A 15210-nucleotide genomic window follows, 5' to 3' on the forward strand; every position below is an offset into this window, starting at 1 on the left:
CGGCGACACGTCAGCGCCAGGTCAACCTATCTTGTTTCGCGTCGGCCAACGCCGACGCGCCGCCGTGCACCTTCTGCATTGCGATGTTCTTCGGCCAAGGTTCAGGAACAATCCATGGATGACGATCCGAATCCGAAGCACTGTGTCCGCCAGCGCCGAAAAAGCGCGACAGCGCGAAATGACCGTGCAGACTTGGACGCATCGGATCACGACGGCGCAAGACGTTCACCGGGATGTCATGTCGTGATAAACTCTTCCTGCGACGGACCGCGCGACACCGAGGCGGGGTATCAGTCGCAGACGATGAGCTTGAGCGCCTGATGTTCTCGAACGATTGCAAGCGTCCTGCCAAAGCCTCTTGCGAAGGTGGGGCCTCTCGGAGTGGACAGATTTGGGTTGGTCGCTGAACCTCGGGACGATCGCCGGCACCACCGTGCGCGTTCACTTTACCTTCCTGCTTCTGCTCGTCTGGATTTGGCTGACGCACTATCAGATCGGCGGCACGCCAGCGGCCTGGGAAGGCGTAGCCTTCATCATTGCCGTCTTTGCCTGCGTGGTCCTGCATGAATTCGGCCACATCGCCGCCGCACGGTATTTCGACATCAGCACGCCGGATATTACGCTTTTCCCGATCGGCGGCGTGGCCAGGCTGGAACGCATGCCCGAAGAGCCGGGGCAGGAGTTCGTGATCGCGGTCGCGGGGCCGCTGGTCAATGTCGCGATCGCCGCGCTGATCTTCGTCTTGCTCGGCGGGTCGGCGGGTGTCGAACAGATGGCCGGGATCGAGGATCCGCGTATGAATTTTCTCGCCAGGCTTGCCGGGGTCAATGTCTTCCTGGTCCTTTTCAACATGATCCCGGCCTTCCCGATGGATGGCGGCCGTATCCTGCGCGCCGCCCTCGCCGCCCGCCTTTCCTGGTCGCGCGCGACCCAGATCGCCGCCACGATCGGGCAAGGATTGGCCTTTGTCTTCGGTTTCGTTGGGCTGTTCTACAACCCGCTGCTGATCTTCATCGGCATCTTCGTCTATCTCGCCGCGGCAGCAGAAGCGCAGAACGCACAGATCCGCGAGGTTGCCACAAGCGTCCTGGTCGGTGACGTGATGATCACCGAGTTCGCCCGGCTGGAACGGTCGGCGACGCTCGACGAGGCAATCGAGATGCTCCTCGCGACCACGCAGCACGACTTCCCTGTCATCGACTCCGCCGGCCACATTGAAGGATTGGTGACACGCAACGACATGATCCGGACCTTGAAGGAAAAGGGGCCAGCTGAACCGGTCGCGAGCGCAATGCGGAACGATATCCCGAAAATACACTACCGCAAAAGTCTCGAGGAAAGCCTGCGGCTCATGCAGCAGGCAGATGTGCCAGCTATCGCCGTCGTGGACAATTCCGACCGGCTGGTCGGGCTCATGACACACGAAACCATAGGCGAGATGCTTATGGTCCGCTCGGCGGTTTCGGATGCCTTCCGATTTGGTCGTCTGCGTGGGAGCAAACCGCGACTCACACGGATCTGAGCAGGAGGATTCCTTCTACCGCCGGATCGGGTGAGTGCGCTCTAAAGCGCGTCGCGTTCGACCGACCTCACGCGACGCGCTTTAGGTTGTTGTTTTATGCATGTCGTTATCGCAAAACCGCTGCACACTTTTTCGCGACATGCATAAAATCGTAGGGGGAGCGATAAGCAGAAATCGGCCGGAACGAGGTCGTTCCGGCCCATTTTCTGTGTCTCAAGCGCCCGCGACATGAGGCAGAAGTTCAAGCGCACCGCGATAGATCATGTCGGCAGCCACGTAGAGGATGATCACCAGGCCGACATAGGCAATCCAACGGTGCTTCTGAAGCAGATTGGCAATGAGGTTTGCGGCAATGCCCATCAACGCGACGGAGAGGACAAGGCCGAAGATCAATACGTTTGGATGTTCGCGCGCAGCACCCGCTACCGCCAGAACATTGTCGAGCGACATCGAGACGTCGGCGATGATGATCTGCCAGGTTGCCTGCGCCAGGGTCTTGCGTGGAGCTTTGCCAGCTACGATGCCATCGTAGTCGACATCACTTTCCGAAAGCGCTTCGATCGCCTGTGTTTCCTGCGCATGGTTTTGCCGGAGTTCGCGCCACATCTTCCAGCACACCCACAACAGCAATATACCGCCAGCCAACAACAGGCCGACGATCTGCAGGAGCTGGGTTGTCGCGGCCGCAAAGCCGATGCGCAGAACGGCCGCTGCGATGATACCAACGACGATTGCGTTTCTGCGCTGCTCTTTGGGTAGTCCGGCCGCGGCAAGGCCGATAACGATGGCGTTGTCACCGGCCAGCACCAGGTCGATCATGATGACCTGCAAGAGAGCGGTCATTGCTTCAGGACTAAAAAATTCTGTCATACGGCACCCTTGCGTTCAGCTAGGGGTGACGCGGCTTGCGAGCATAACCGTAGAGCAACGCGGACACCGCGTATGACAAGAGAAATGCTACAGCTGAAGAAATCTCAAAGCCAGGCCACCCGGATTGAATTCCAGTCCGACATCACAGTCCTGATGGACTGCCAGAGGGGCCCGGCCTGGTAGCACCTAGCTATTGCGGTAAGCGCAAAAACTCAAGGCTTAATTGTGATTCGGCACATGCGGCATCGAGCTCGGCAGTTTCGTTACGCCAAGTCGATTGAGCACGCGGCCATTGAACGGACCGGCAGCCGCAAGTACACTGATACGGTGGGCCTCGGTCCGTTTCTGTAATACCCGATCTGCGGCCGTCGATGGCGATGAGGAAATCCGTCTTGGCTGTTCATCGACGACCTATCGGCCAATATCTGTTCCCAATCGGCTCCTTGGGCCTGGCCGCGCTAATTCATTTCGGCGCCGCGTCGATGGAGCCTTCGCTGCTTTCGATCAAGATCCTTGCGTTGATCGTGGTCGCTATCTTCATCTTCGCGACCGTGTTTGTGGTTTTGCATCATGCCGAAGCCGTCGCACGGCGGCTCGGTGAACCTTATGGCACGCTGCTGTTGACATTTTCGGTGACGGCCATCGAAGCATCGGTCATCGTTTCGATGATGCTGCATGGCGAGAACAACCCGACGCTGGCACGCGAGTCCGTATTTTCGACGGTCATGATCGTGTGCACTGGTGTGGTCGGGGTCTGCCTCACCCTGGGTGGGCTGAAGCATCGATATCAGGACATCAAACGACAGGGCACCAGCGCTTCCCTTGCCGTCATTATGGCGCTGACGGTTCTTACGCTGATCCTTCCAAACTACACTCTTGCAACAAGCCCCGGTGCGTTCTCCGCATCGCAACTCGCTTTCGTGAGCGTTCTTTCAATCCTCCTCTATGGAGCGTTCGTCTTTGCTCAGATGGTGCGCCATCGGGGCGATTTTATCGAGGATCTGACGTCCAGCGCCGAACATGAGGAGCATGTATCTGAGGGTGGGAGAGTGACCACCAATGTGCTCCTCTTATTTGTCGGACTGGCAGGGATCGTTCTTCTGACCGAGCAGGTGGCCGGCAGTATCGAGAATGGGCTCGCGTTTCTTCAAGTCACCCAGGCGGACGCAATCGTGGGCTTCTTCGTCGCTGCGCTTGTGCTTATGCCGGAGGCGGTATCGGCGGTTCGGGCAGCACTCAATAACGAACTTCAGCGAGGGCTGAATGTCGCCCTCGGCTCGGCCTGCGCCACAATCGGCCTGACAATCCCGGCGATCGGTGCGGCGAGCCTACTCACAGGACGAAGCCTGACTCTTGGTCTGGGCCCGGGGGATACCGTGCTTCTCATCCTCGCGCTTGCCATCAGCATCGTGAGCTTTGGGACGGGCCGAACAACGATGCTGACGGGGCTCGTTCATCTCGTCGTGTTTGTCGCCTATCTGTTCCTTATCTTCGTGCCCTAGGAAGATGTCGGTCGGCCATTGGGTCGATCCTTAGACAGACACCACAAGCCGGTCGAGAAAAGGCCGCTGGCCGACAAGCAGCTTTTCCCGGGCCATATCCAGGCCGAACCACCCTGCGCGATCGATCTCTGGAAACAATTGCATGCGGCCGCTGCGCGGCGGCCATTCCATCTCGAACATGTTGCTGCGCAGGCTGCCGGCGTCGAAATCGCCTTCGACGCCGAACGCCGTAATGAGCTTGCCGCCGCGCTGGCGCAGTTCTCCCAGCGGAAGCAGTGCTCCCTTGAGCTGCCAGCCGGTTTCCTCCACGAATTCGCGACGCGCCGCAGCTTCCGACTGTTCGTCATCACCATACTCGCCCTTTGCAATCGACCATGCGCCAAGATCGCGGTTTTGCCAGAACGGCCCGCCCGGATGGACAAGCAACACCTGCAGTTCGTTTGTCGATCTGCGGTAAGGCAGAATGCCCGCACTTCTTTTCGCCATCGCCTCAAGCCTCCTGAATCCAGCCTATCATCGCAGGTAGGCTGAACGGGATGTTCCGTTTGTCGATAGACTGCCCTGCCCTGTGTCGATGCGACTGGCTACACCCCATCAATACGACACGAAACGATCTAGCACCCCGCTTTTCAAAGACGATCTCGATATCGTCCTCTGGGGCTGCGGCCCCGTCCCGTCTCATCGGGCCGATTGGGTCCAACAGGCATCGGGGCGCCAATAGCCCCAGACGTGATCCTCAGAAAATCACAGTAGCGAGTGCAAACTCATTCGATCTGGAGTGGCCAGCGATCCGCGAACAAATGCCGCAACAACGACGAAGCAGTTGCTGGCTTGGTGCAGCAGACGCTGTGCCAACGCCAAGCGCTAAATGGCCCTGATCAGCCGGAGCAGAGAGAGCATCTCGAGAGAGTCTCCTTGCGAAAGGCGACGCAGGTCGGCTCTCCCACACCGTGGAATCGGCGTTTGAAGCCTGGCCCTGCGGATTGAACCGGGTGCGATTGGCCCAATGCGATTCATTGGCGCCCTGCAAAGCACGCCGCCAAAAATGGCTTTTCGACAACCGCTCGGTTCGATTTCGACCAGGCAACGCGCGGTCTGTTCACAGATCTGCACGAACCGCGCGTTGCCGGCGACCTCGACGAAACGTCTGATATAGTCGGTCCCGATCGGTTGGCTTAGCTGCCGGCTCGCCGAGCGCGAAGAGACGCCTCTGTCTGATCGGCATTACCCAGGAATTCGTCGCGTTCGGCTATCCACAGGTCCGCATAGTCGACATTCTGCCACTCGGCAAACCACGGACCGCCGCTTGTATAGTGGACCGCCTTGGGTGTGCCAAGCGCCGGCTTTTCGTTCCAACCTTCAAGCCAGTTCCACTCTACTGGCAGCGAGCCCAGGTCCTCATCGGCGACCCACTGCATTCGATGGAGGTAGGCACCACTTTCGCGGTTCACGACCTCTGGCGTAAGCGATTTAACCGAAGGGTGCGCGCAATTGAACAGCATCAGCGAGGACCAGTTTTTTCGTGGGTAGGATGTCTGGACCACGCCATCCATCTTCGTGGTGGCTTTCGGCGTATAGTCATGCTGGACGCAATAAACCGCCTTGTTCGACTTCGTGTATTCCAGCAAACCTGCGACGTCACCGAGCCACAGGAAGTCGCAATCGCAGAACAAAGCCCAACCCGTGTAGTCGGCGAGAAAAGGCGTGAGAAACCGCGTATAGGTGAACTCTGTTGACGCGAGCGGATCTTTTTCCCTCCAATACAGCTCACGGGCACGCAGTTCGTCCTGTTTGATGGGAATGACGGAGACAGGCACTGAAGCGTTTTTAAGCAAAGAGTGCCGCGCTACGTCGTAGGCGATTGGCTCACGGCTGTCCCATCCAACGAATACCCTAAACGCATCAGTCATATTCAGTACCTTGGCTCCTGATTTCAAAACGGTCATACCCTAGCTGTCTGGCAACAACTCGGCAACAATGGTGCAGAAATTAGCCGGGGCGATTTCTGAATCTCACGGTTTTGCCTTTCACCTCGGTCCGGCTTTTTTCGGCGGATTTCGTCTCGTTGCCCAATGCGACAAGCGCCCACTTCTGATAGGTGTAGCTGGCCGAATAAGCAGCGACCATCGCACCGGTCGAACCATCCAGAAACCCCAGCTTGAAAACATAGCTGTTCATATAGGCCCAGGCCGAGCGGAAGACCGCCTTGCTTATCGAGCTTTTTCTGCCCTCGGCAAGCAACCGCGCCGCGGACGCTTCTGCGTATCGGCCGATCTTGTCATGCGCGTCTGCCAGGTCGGCGATGGAGTCATGCTCCATAGAGTGGGACAATCGCGTGACCTTGCCATTCACCACAACTTTCTCGTGCACCGTGTCGTTGCTGAAGCGCCCGGACTGTCGACGAAAAAGCCTGAGCACCAGATCGGGCGACCAGCCGCCATGGCGGACAATGTGCCCACAAAAGCGGGATCTTCTTGGTATTTCGAAGCCGTCATAGCCTTTTGGGTTGGCGATAGCGGCTCTGATTTCTGCAGCCAGCGGTGGCTCGACCCATTCGTCGGCATCAAGCGAAAGGACCCAATCCCCTGTCGCCGCGGCGAGGGCACGGTTTTTTTGCGCGCCGAAACCGGGCCAATCGAGGGTGATCAGGACCTTGGCCCCGAGTCCACTGGCGATGTCCCTGGTTTGATCGGTGCTGTTATTGTCGAGAACGACGATTTCGTCGGCAAAATGTACCGAGCGAAGGCAACGTGCAATGCACGCTTCCTCGTTGCGGCTGATTATGATGACTGAGAGCGCCGGCACGGTCAGACGGTTCCGGCATCAAAACTGCTACTGTTGTTCAAATGAAACTGCCCCCCGGCCTGTTGGCACTCCGAGTGATACTAATGGATTCAAAAAAAATGTCGAAAAATTATTTCAGGTCGAGACTTTCGTAGAGCGCTATCATTCTCCTGATCATGACGTTGAAATCGTAGTGTTCGGCCGCCGCTCTGACCCTGGCCGCAGTCTCAGGCCGTGACGACAGCCGCAGCGCGCGGGCAAGCCCGGCGGCGAGGTCGTTTACGCTGGCTGCGTCGCAAACAAGCGTCGGCTCGAACCGATCGACAAGCTCGCGCGCCCCACACCCGGTGCTTACCACGGCGGGCAGGCCGCTGGCCATAGCTTCGATCACCACTGTGCCGAATGGATCATAAATGGAAGGCAGCACGGCAATGTCGGCCGCGCCGTACCATGGCAACGTGTCTTTCTGCGGCCCCAGCATCCTGAGCCTCGCGCCAAGACCAAGTCTGTCGCCGGCCTGCTTGAAGGCATTGGCGCGCGAATCGTGGCCAATGACCCACACCTCCGGCTCACCGTCCAGCGTGGCGACAGCCTTCATCAATGGAAGAAGTCCTTTTCGCGCAAAACCCGAGCCGACGAAGAGAACGACCGACCTTTTATCGTCAACATCGAGCTGCGCGCGGACCGCGGCCCGATGCTGTTGTCGCAACTCCAGGTTGAAGCGGTCCAGGTCAACCCCGTTGGGAACATGGTGCACACGTTCCGCCGGATAGTCGTAGTGACGGACAATGTCCTCAGCCACCATTTTCGAAATGGCAATCACAGCTTTAAGCCGTGGGCTGGCATAGGTGGTGCGTTCAAGACGCAGCGTCTGGCGATGAAAGGGACTCAGCGCCATCGCTGCCCTGCCAAGCCGCGTCTCGAAACGCCGCCGCTCGGCAAGATAGGCGGCATGAACGCCTTCCCCGGCCCGGAAGACGTCGCAGCACGGAAGGCGATCGTTGCTCTGCACCAGGGCCGGCGGCATTTCGGCGATCTTGCGGCAGGCGGATCGAGCAAAGGACGTCGCCCGCAGGTAGCGGGGAAAGCGGCGGCCGGCGCACTGGATGAACTCTATGCCTTCGTGTCGCGGCCAGTCGCCTGACAGCACGGCCACCGGTCGTTGACGCGCGGCGAACGCCGCCATGATGTTTTCCAGCATGATCTCGCCTCCGCCAAAGGGCGCGTAGCGCTGGCGTACAAACACAATAGGCGTCTTCGGTTCAGCTTGAACCCGTTGATCATGCTGTGACAAAGCCATGCGATCTCGATACGCCCTTTTGCATTCCGGAACTGGCGAATTTGATGAGTCGCGCAGATGAGCGCGACTTTGACCAGTTTGGCTATCCGCGCGCGCTGCTGGAGTGAAGACTATTCATTTCTAGGAAGATACACCGTAACTTTCCATGATCTTTTGGCAGTATAAAATTTCTTCTTCGGTAAGGTAATCCTTATACCCGCCAACCAGGCCTCGTCTAACTTTAAAGCTATCGGAATCGGTTGTGTCTGCTGTTCTTAAGCGATGCCCATAGCGCTCGTCGTATTGCCCCGAGGACTCTTTGCTTTTCATGGAGTCAAATCGACCGGCGTCAATTGCCTTCGTAATTTTCTCCTCGTCTGGTTCTACTTTCAACCATTTTGCGATTCGTCTAAGCTCGGAGACGGCATCGCTGTGGAGCGTTTCGTAGCGTGTGATCAACACATCATCCCTTTCGCTTATTGCCGCCAGCCACATTGCATTGAAGCGGAGGGTCCTTTCGATGCCAAACCGTGGGTCTCGTACAAAGCTTGACAAATCGCCTTGGAATAAGTCGCGCCATGCTTCGCGTTTGGTGACGTGAAAATATCCGGAAATCGTTGTGTCGATCGGATTGCGATGCAAAAAAAGCAAGGGCCGTTTTCCCAAAAAAGCTTCGGCCGGGCGGAAGGATCTGCTGTGGAACGCGCTGCCGCCGTGGCTATAATCTAGGCAGACATCGAGCTGATCAAGCATGACTCTTAACCACGTCCGCCCTGACTTTGGGTAGGAAATGGAAAGGCCCAAATTACTGGAGTTTTCTTGTGCCTTCGGCCTGAGCCACCGCAGTAATTTCATGATCACCTCGCAAACACCCTATCAGTTGCCGGCTGCTAAGGACCCGGCTTCCGGGCCTTATGACATGACGGGTGATCTCGATCAAACTTAGCCAATGAGCAACCACATGTTTTGTCGCGCCTCGTCCCTAAGCGCTTTCCAATCGTGGCGGCGGGTGCGCGTCAACTGTAAATCTTTGTTGTGAATTCTGATGAGGTCCCGCAACACTGGATCGAACGACAATCCCAGGAATGTACAGATCTCTCGACGGCTTTGGGTCGTCACCAGATCCTCGTAGCGGTAGATCAGGAAGTCGTACCAACGCGAGGCGAAGGCAGATTGGGTCGATTGTCCACTGTTGCTTGCGGTTTTCCCAGAGGTGAGGCATTTAGAAATCAACAGGAAGCAGCGGATGAACACCAGCCCCCCCCAACTGTCATATGAGATTCCCGTCCCGAAATCGAAGCAGGCTCATGGATTGAGGAGAATCGAACGCCAGTTGAGGCCCAAACTGCGGTCTCTCCGGTGGCGGGTTGTCGAGCAGGTGTTGAGCTGGTGCAATCCCGAGGCGCTGGCTTTTTACCGCAGGGCCATGGAAACCGCATATCTGCCTGACGACCTGATCGACGTAGTCCCGCAACTCAAGATCCTGTACCTGGCTACGCCAAAGGCGGCGAGCAGCCGCATTCGCAGCAACCTTGCAGCCATGATCGGCAACGACACCGTGTCGGGGTGGCGCAGCGACCAGAACTGGAAGGTGCACAACCGAAAGGCGTCGAACCTGCAGGCGCCTCGCCATGGCGTCGTGCAGTTCTATCGCATGGCCACAAGTCCCGAAGCCTTGCGATTTACCTTCGTTCGCAATCCCTATACAAGGCTGTTGTCGTGCTGGGCCGACCAATATCGCGACCGTCCCCTAGTGCCTGGTTATGGCAGGGTGGAGGTCTATCTAGCCCACCGCGAAAGGGCTGATCCGGCGCTGCCTGTCGGTGCTGACAAGAGCCTGTCCTTTGCAGATTTCGTCGCCTTTGCCTGCACGACTTCCACATGGCGCATCGACAAGCATTGGCAGAGACAAAGCGACATCATCGACCTTCCAGGCGTTGCGTTCGACCTCATCGGCAAGACCGAGACTTTTGCAAAGGATTTCGAACGGGTTCTCGATCATGTCGGTGCGAGCGACGAGGTGCGACGCGCGGCGATGCCACCTCTGCACACCTCCTCGCGCCGCAGGCTTGCCGACTATTTCACGCCAGAACTGGCGGACACCATCTATCGTGCGTATGAGCGCGACTTCGATCAGTTTGGCTATGCGCGCGCGCTTCCAGAGTAAAGCGGTCGCGCGGCGGTCTTAAATGTATCCGAAGGCCTGCATCAGGGGTTTCCCACGCCCCTCGGTAAGCTCCACCAATTCCTGCTGACCCAGTTCGGTCTTCCAGCGGCCGCGGCCGTCATAAATTGGCTGGTTCACCTGCTGGTTGCGCAACGCGGCATGTTGGGGTTGCGCGTCAAGTGTGAACCATCGTTGCGGGCTCCGATGATAGTCGAGCAAACTCTGGTCGAACGACAATCCCAGGAAGGTGCAGATCTTTTCGATGGTCGCTTCCGGGTCATCGACAAGATCTTCGTAGCGGTAAATCAGGACGTCCGTGCTGCCGCGCTCGGCAAGCACCATTGTGTTGTCCGAAATCCAGCGATCCAGGCTCTCGGTCGCATCGCCAAGCCGCCTGGTCAGCGAAGCAACGGTATCGCGCCCATCGCGTACCGGCATCACGAACTTCGAGCCCGGCACCAGGCGTCGTATCCGGTCGACACGCCTGATATGACGCGGTGTCTTTTCAAGCAGCACCGACTTGCCCGCCCCAATGGCCGCCCGTTTCAGCTTCGAGTAGCGATACAGCGCAAGTGGAGCCCATTTGAAAAACACGTTGGTTTCTTCGAATGGCAAAAAGACATCGGCATGCGAAGCAAGAATCGTCGCTATCAGCGTGGTGCCGCTATGTCCGCATCCGCAGACAAAGCCTTTGCATCGGATCAATTCACACCTGCCCTGTCGTCGACATAAGATATGCCATGCCGCTGGAAGGCTTCATCGAGCCGCCTCCAGTAATCGAGCCGCGCAAGCACATTGTCACAAAAGGCTACATCATCCGCGCTGAGGTAGTCCAAATAACCGCCGACCTTACCTTTTCGAACCTTGAAACTTTCCGGGTCGTCAGGATTGCGCGGTTGCAATCTCCCCCCATAGCGCGCACCCAGTTCTCCTGAGATTTCAGATTGCTGCATGCGTTTGAACGATCTGCTGACGGCAACATCGGCAAGCTGGGACTCCTCAAAAGGTTTCTCCAAAAATTTCCCGATGCTGCGCAATGCGTCGTTTGTATCCCGCTGCACATCTTCATAGCGCAGAAGCGCAATCTTTCGCATGTGACTTGCGGCTGCGAACCACTGCAGGTTGAAAAGGGCAATCTTCTCGACACCGTGTTGGGGGCTTCTTATACAATCGCCGATCGGGCCTGCTTCCAGCCCATGGCGTTTGTTGACCTGAAAATATCCAGACACCGCAGTGTCGCGGGGGTCTCGCGTCAGGAACAGAAGCCGCTGCCGTTTGTAGCGAGATTTGTCGGGGCTGATCTGCGCAATGTCACGCAGATCCTTGTGGTCGGAACCGTCGTGCGTATAAGCCGCATCGACGCCCAGATCGTCAAGCATGACTCGCAGCCAGGTCCGCCCGGATTTGGGAAACGAGACGACAAGCAGGGGCGGCTTTCTTGCAAAAAAGTTGGAAAACAAACTCAACTTGCGGACTCCGATTGCGGGCACTTTGATCGAGCAGATCAGCGATTGTAAATATCGATTAAGGCATTGGCGATCCGTTGCGAAGCCGGCACCTTTGGATCAATCGACAGATTGGCATTGAGGAAGTCCCGGCTTTGCTCAAAATAAATCGGCCTTGACCTGACCGCAGCGCGGATATCCTCGACAAGGTCATGCTCCGACAATGTTGGTTTGAAAGCGCCCATAGGCCTGTCGAACTCGACCATGGGCGAAACCAGCGGAAACAGCACCACCGGAATGCCGCAGGCGATTGCTTCGTAAACAGTGGTGCTTGGGCGCGTTACGAGCGCCAGAGCGTCCGGGAGCAACTGTGCGAAATCCAGGGTCGATTTGTTCGGCATATCGACTTTTGCGAACATCGTGGGGTGGACGCTAACGACATAGGCAAGGCCGAGTTTCGCGCATGCGGCTGTCACGGCTTCAATCGCTTGGCGATCTGCGGGCTCTTCGATATCCCCCTTGAAGTTGACCAGCACAAAAAGCCCTTCATCGTGCCTGGCGCCTGCGCTTCCGACGGCACGCTCAATGACCGGGGAGCCGACAACGTATGTCGGCTGTCGTCTTTGCTGCAGCGCCGCTGGTCCCATCGACAGGATGTAGTCGGCTCTCACAAATCGATGCGGCTGCAGCAGTCGCGCACCTCCGATCAGGCCGACCACACGGACCATGCCGAAGTTGATGGAGTCGATGAATCGCCTAAAGAACTGCGGCGCATAGTCATTTCCAGTCACCAGAATGTCGCCGGGTCTGATCATCCGCTCGAGCTCGGCAAAGCCGATATGCGATATTCCCCGGGCGTTGAGTTCAGGTTGCGCTACGCCGCCGCGTTTCAATCCATCGAGATGCGCGAACACGCAGCGGATGCCGCGGTCACCCAGAATTTCTGCCGCGTCAGCCAGCAGCCGAACATTGTTGCGGTTGTGTGGGACGAAGTAGACAGTCCTCGTCGCTGCCCTGCCGCGAGCGTAGATACGCCCGCGCTTGAACAGATTTCCTGGATGCACAAGCCGGTACGCCGCGAGGAGCCGCTGCACAAAGCCTTCGCTGACAGGAGAAGCCGCCTTGGTTCTCGACCTACCCAAAGATATGCATCGCCTCTATCCGTGAAATTCAGAACGGCCGCCCGCCGGGTAGTTTACAATGCTCTCGCCGTCAAGAAAGACGCTTGACTACTTCGCCGGTTGTGACCTGCCTGGCACACTTGCGATGGCTTGCGTGATGGATTCAACCAGCGCTGATGAGTGAGCCCATGTGGTTTTGTGCGTCTTCCATCACCGCGGCCCAGGGCCTTTCCCGTTTCGAGACCAGCACTGCGGAAGGATAGTAGGGTGTGCGATCGCCCTCGACCGGCCAGGAACGTTTGAACCCATCGCCAAGAATGAAGACCGACGGGATGCCGAGCGCGCCGGCCAGATGCGCCCCGGTATTGCTGATGGTTACCACAGCGTCCATCGCGGCAACCTGCGCCGCGAAAAGATCCATATCGACAAGTTGGTCGATTGATCCGTCGTGGAGAATACGCGCGGGCTCGCCATCGGTCAGGATCTTCAGGTCGGACGCGACCTGGCCATATTGCAGCGAAACGAACCGGAGGTCCGGACGGCTGATAAGCCCGCGCCATGCCGTAAGTGGCGGCAGGTCCTTGCCAGGATTGGAGCTGCCCCATGCGACGCCGACCAGCGGCCGGCCATCCTTCCGATAGCGGGCGCGAAGTTCAGCGACCCGCGCCGGATCCGGCTTCAGGGGAACGAAATGCTCCCGGATCGTGGTCTCATCTGTCTCGAACATGGCCGTCAGATGCTGAACGCCCGCAAAGGCCTGGGCCTCGCCATAGGCGGCCTTGTTCCCTGGACCGACAGCTCGCACATCGGCGGCGGGAAATGTCCGCTGAAAGAGCGGTACCAACCGGTGCTCGACCAGGACGATCAAACGAGCGGCCCGGGCGAGCGCACGGCCGACGGAACTCGCATGATGGATCGCGGTGGCCAGACCCTGCTTTTCGGTCTCCATCAGATCGACGAGCAGGACCTGGTTCGAGATATCCTGGCCGAGCCACTCGCCGTTGACGCCGCCCTCAACGATGTGGCGCCGGGCGATCTTGAGCTCGGCCGCCGGGCCGTAGGCGCCCATACGCATCAGCGCCTTGCTAAGCTCGTCGAGCAGGCGAACCTCGCCCCGCGACTTCGCAATCGACCCCAGAGCCAGGGCTTTCGGCAGTGCGGCCGACCAATCGCGCGCCTCGATGCTTCGCCGATAATCCGCCATCTGATCGGCAATGTCGCCATCACGCCAGCGCAGGAAAAGCTGCCGCCGGTGGCGACGGAACCAGACCTTGTACCTATAGCCTGCAAGCGCGACACCGCGGCGGAACCGGCGAAGGAGTTGGCTACCGGCCATCACCAGCTCCACCGATGATTTGCGTAACCCGTCCACCTGCTTCCTGCATTGCGGACGCCCATGCCTGGCCGCCCTTTCGAACCAGTCGAACGCTTGGATATGTGGCTACGGTCTCGCCGAAGGCAGGCCACGACAGCCGAAACCCATCGTCGAGCATGATGACAGTCGGAACGCCAAGCGCTCCCGCCAGATTGGCGCCGGTGTTGCTGATCGTCACCACCGCATCGAGCGCCGCGATTTGCGCGGCAAAGCGGTCCATATCCGACAACTGGTCGACGGAAGCGTCATGGATGATGCGTCCCGGCGCCCAACGTTCGAATTCGGCGAGCGCTGGCCCGACATCGCCATACTGCATACTGATGAAGCGTCCCGGCAGATCGCCGAGCAGCGCCCGCCAATCGTCCAGAGCCGGCAGGTCCTTGCCCTTGTTCAGGCTTCCCCAGGCGAAGCCGATCAGAGGACCCGGGCCACGAGCGAGATAGGTGCTGCGTAGCTCGGCGACCAGTCGGCGGTCCGGCTCCAACGGGAGGAAGGGCGCGCGTGCTGTCGGCTCATCCGGCCAGAAGTGCTTCGCCAGTGTCTCGAAGCAGGCGAAGACGTCGGCGTCCGTCGCCGCCACCTCCCCTTCTCCTTCTAGCCTGACATCGAGCCCAGGATATGTTCTGCTATAAAGTGGCGCGAGTCGCGGCTCGACGAAGACGGTGCATCGGTCGGCAGCTGCGACCACCGGCCCAAGCAGCGACGCGAACTGGAAGAAGATTGCAAGATCGCCTTCGCGCCGCTCGACGGCAAGCCTGCGACCCGCAAGATCACTGCCATCCCATTCGGGCCGGCCGGGCACTTGCTTGCTCGACGCGATCAACTGCCAGGCACGATTCCCAGCGCCAAGACGTCTCAGTCCACGCCCGGCTTTTTTGACAAGCCCGGGATCGCCAAGCTGCTCACCGAGCAGGCCGAGTGCCAGCGCATGTTCCCGGGCCGCCTGCCAGTCACGCCGCTCGACACTCTGCGCCATCTGGCTCATATGCCGTTCGACGCTTTCGTCAGTATGGCGCGAGGGACGCCTGAAAAACTTCTTCGCCCGATCGAGAACCTTCTGCAGCCGCTTGCCGTCAACACCTTGCGGGCGCAGGTCGGCGGCTTTTGCCTTTTCAAGGATGGATCGTCTGCTCGGCACAGCGACC

16 protein-coding genes are annotated in these 15210 nt (G+C 58.7%); 3 read left to right on the plus strand and 13 right to left on the minus strand.

The annotated features are described in order from the left end of the window. Positions 1 to 10 precede the first annotated feature (10 nt). Positions 11 to 229, minus strand: coding sequence for a hypothetical protein (locus AC0L3I_RS06630; protein WP_473526365.1), 219 nt, complete (start codon positions 227 to 229; stop codon positions 11 to 13). A gap of 162 nt (positions 230 to 391) precedes the next feature. On the opposite strand from AC0L3I_RS06630, the gene AC0L3I_RS06635 reads away from it, so the two are divergent. Further along, the gene (locus tag AC0L3I_RS06635; RefSeq protein WP_473526366.1) at positions 392 to 1522 is read left to right on the plus strand and encodes a site-2 protease family protein; all 1131 of its coding nucleotides are present in this window, start codon (positions 392 to 394) and stop codon (positions 1520 to 1522) included. A gap of 213 nt (positions 1523 to 1735) precedes the next feature. On the opposite strand, the gene AC0L3I_RS06640 is transcribed toward AC0L3I_RS06635, so the two are convergent. Continuing rightward, entirely contained in the window at positions 1736 to 2392 is a 657-nt protein-coding gene (locus AC0L3I_RS06640) for a TerC family protein (protein ID WP_473526367.1), read from the minus strand. A gap of 392 nt (positions 2393 to 2784) precedes the next feature. On the opposite strand from AC0L3I_RS06640, the gene AC0L3I_RS06645 reads away from it, so the two are divergent. Further along, on the plus strand, positions 2785 to 3894 hold the full coding sequence (locus tag AC0L3I_RS06645; protein WP_473526368.1) for a calcium:cation antiporter: 1110 nt from the start codon (positions 2785 to 2787) through the stop codon (positions 3892 to 3894). Positions 3895 to 3924: 30 nt separating this feature from the next. Here AC0L3I_RS06645 and AC0L3I_RS06650 read toward each other — a convergent pair whose 3' ends face one another. From AC0L3I_RS06650 to AC0L3I_RS06675, 6 genes are all read right to left on the minus strand, one after another. Continuing rightward, positions 3925 to 4380 (minus strand): NUDIX hydrolase, encoded by a 456-nt coding sequence (locus AC0L3I_RS06650; protein ID WP_473526369.1) that lies wholly within the window; start codon positions 4378 to 4380, stop codon positions 3925 to 3927. Between the two features lie 689 nt (positions 4381 to 5069). Next, the gene (locus tag AC0L3I_RS06655; RefSeq protein ID WP_425350318.1) at positions 5070 to 5840 is read right to left on the minus strand and encodes a glycosyltransferase; all 771 of its coding nucleotides are present in this window, start codon (positions 5838 to 5840) and stop codon (positions 5070 to 5072) included. Positions 5841 to 5883: 43 nt separating this feature from the next. Beyond that, a complete protein-coding gene (locus AC0L3I_RS06660) occupies positions 5884 to 6699 on the minus strand; it encodes a glycosyltransferase family 2 protein (protein ID WP_473484834.1) in 816 nt (271 codons plus the stop codon). Between the two features lie 109 nt (positions 6700 to 6808). Further along, complete coding sequence (locus tag AC0L3I_RS06665; protein WP_473484832.1) at positions 6809 to 7978, minus strand: glycosyltransferase family 4 protein; 1170 nt, start codon at positions 7976 to 7978, stop codon at positions 6809 to 6811. 120 nt (positions 7979 to 8098) lie between these two features. After that, a complete protein-coding gene (locus AC0L3I_RS06670; RefSeq protein ID WP_473484830.1) occupies positions 8099 to 8710 on the minus strand; it encodes a sulfotransferase domain-containing protein in 612 nt (203 codons plus the stop codon). A 189-nt stretch (positions 8711 to 8899) separates the two neighbouring features. Then, positions 8900 to 9211: a hypothetical protein gene (locus AC0L3I_RS06675; RefSeq protein WP_473484828.1), complete on the minus strand. Its 312-nt coding sequence runs from the start codon at positions 9209 to 9211 to the stop codon at positions 8900 to 8902. A gap of 79 nt (positions 9212 to 9290) precedes the next feature. Here AC0L3I_RS06675 and AC0L3I_RS06680 point away from each other — a divergent pair, with 79 nt between their 5' ends. Further along, positions 9291 to 10124 (plus strand): sulfotransferase family protein, encoded by an 834-nt coding sequence (locus tag AC0L3I_RS06680; RefSeq protein WP_473526370.1) that lies wholly within the window; start codon positions 9291 to 9293, stop codon positions 10122 to 10124. An 18-nt stretch (positions 10125 to 10142) separates the two neighbouring features. On the opposite strand, the gene AC0L3I_RS06685 is transcribed toward AC0L3I_RS06680, so the two are convergent. From AC0L3I_RS06685 to AC0L3I_RS06705, 5 genes are all read right to left on the minus strand, one after another. Beyond that, entirely contained in the window at positions 10143 to 10718 is a 576-nt protein-coding gene (locus tag AC0L3I_RS06685) for a sulfotransferase family protein (RefSeq protein ID WP_473526371.1), read from the minus strand. 107 nt (positions 10719 to 10825) lie between these two features. Beyond that, positions 10826 to 11590, minus strand: coding sequence for a sulfotransferase domain-containing protein (locus AC0L3I_RS06690; protein ID WP_473484822.1), 765 nt, complete (start codon positions 11588 to 11590; stop codon positions 10826 to 10828). A 38-nt stretch (positions 11591 to 11628) separates the two neighbouring features. Continuing rightward, entirely contained in the window at positions 11629 to 12663 is a 1035-nt protein-coding gene (locus AC0L3I_RS06695) for a hypothetical protein (RefSeq protein ID WP_473484820.1), read from the minus strand. A gap of 190 nt (positions 12664 to 12853) precedes the next feature. Beyond that, positions 12854 to 14026, minus strand: coding sequence for a glycosyltransferase family 9 protein (locus AC0L3I_RS06700; protein ID WP_473526372.1), 1173 nt, complete (start codon positions 14024 to 14026; stop codon positions 12854 to 12856). After that, the gene (locus AC0L3I_RS06705; RefSeq protein ID WP_473526373.1) at positions 14016 to 15203 is read right to left on the minus strand and encodes a glycosyltransferase family 9 protein; all 1188 of its coding nucleotides are present in this window, start codon (positions 15201 to 15203) and stop codon (positions 14016 to 14018) included. The genes AC0L3I_RS06700 and AC0L3I_RS06705 overlap by 11 nt, the downstream gene beginning before the upstream one ends. Positions 15204 to 15210 lie beyond the last annotated feature (7 nt).

The sequence above is a fragment of the Mesorhizobium sp. WSM4840 genome, from assembly GCF_055811755.1.

What these genes read in the sequence shown, in the direction of transcription:
- AC0L3I_RS06640 (WP_473526367.1), bottom strand. Translation starts at nt 2,392, where the DNA reads ATGACAGAATTTTTTAGTCCTGAAGCAATGACCGCTCTCTTGCAGGTC.
- AC0L3I_RS06650 (WP_473526369.1), bottom strand. Translation starts at nt 4,380, where the DNA reads ATGGCGAAAAGAAGTGCGGGCATTCTGCCTTACCGCAGATCGACAAAC.
- AC0L3I_RS06655 (WP_425350318.1), bottom strand. Translation starts at nt 5,840, where the DNA reads ATGACCGTTTTGAAATCAGGAGCCAAGGTACTGAATATGACTGATGCG.
- AC0L3I_RS06665 (WP_473484832.1), bottom strand. Translation starts at nt 7,978, where the DNA reads ATGGCTTTGTCACAGCATGATCAACGGGTTCAAGCTGAACCGAAGACG.
- AC0L3I_RS06670 (WP_473484830.1), bottom strand. Translation starts at nt 8,710, where the DNA reads ATGCTTGATCAGCTCGATGTCTGCCTAGATTATAGCCACGGCGGCAGC.
- AC0L3I_RS06700 (WP_473526372.1), bottom strand. Translation starts at nt 14,026, where the DNA reads ATGGCCGGTAGCCAACTCCTTCGCCGGTTCCGCCGCGGTGTCGCGCTT.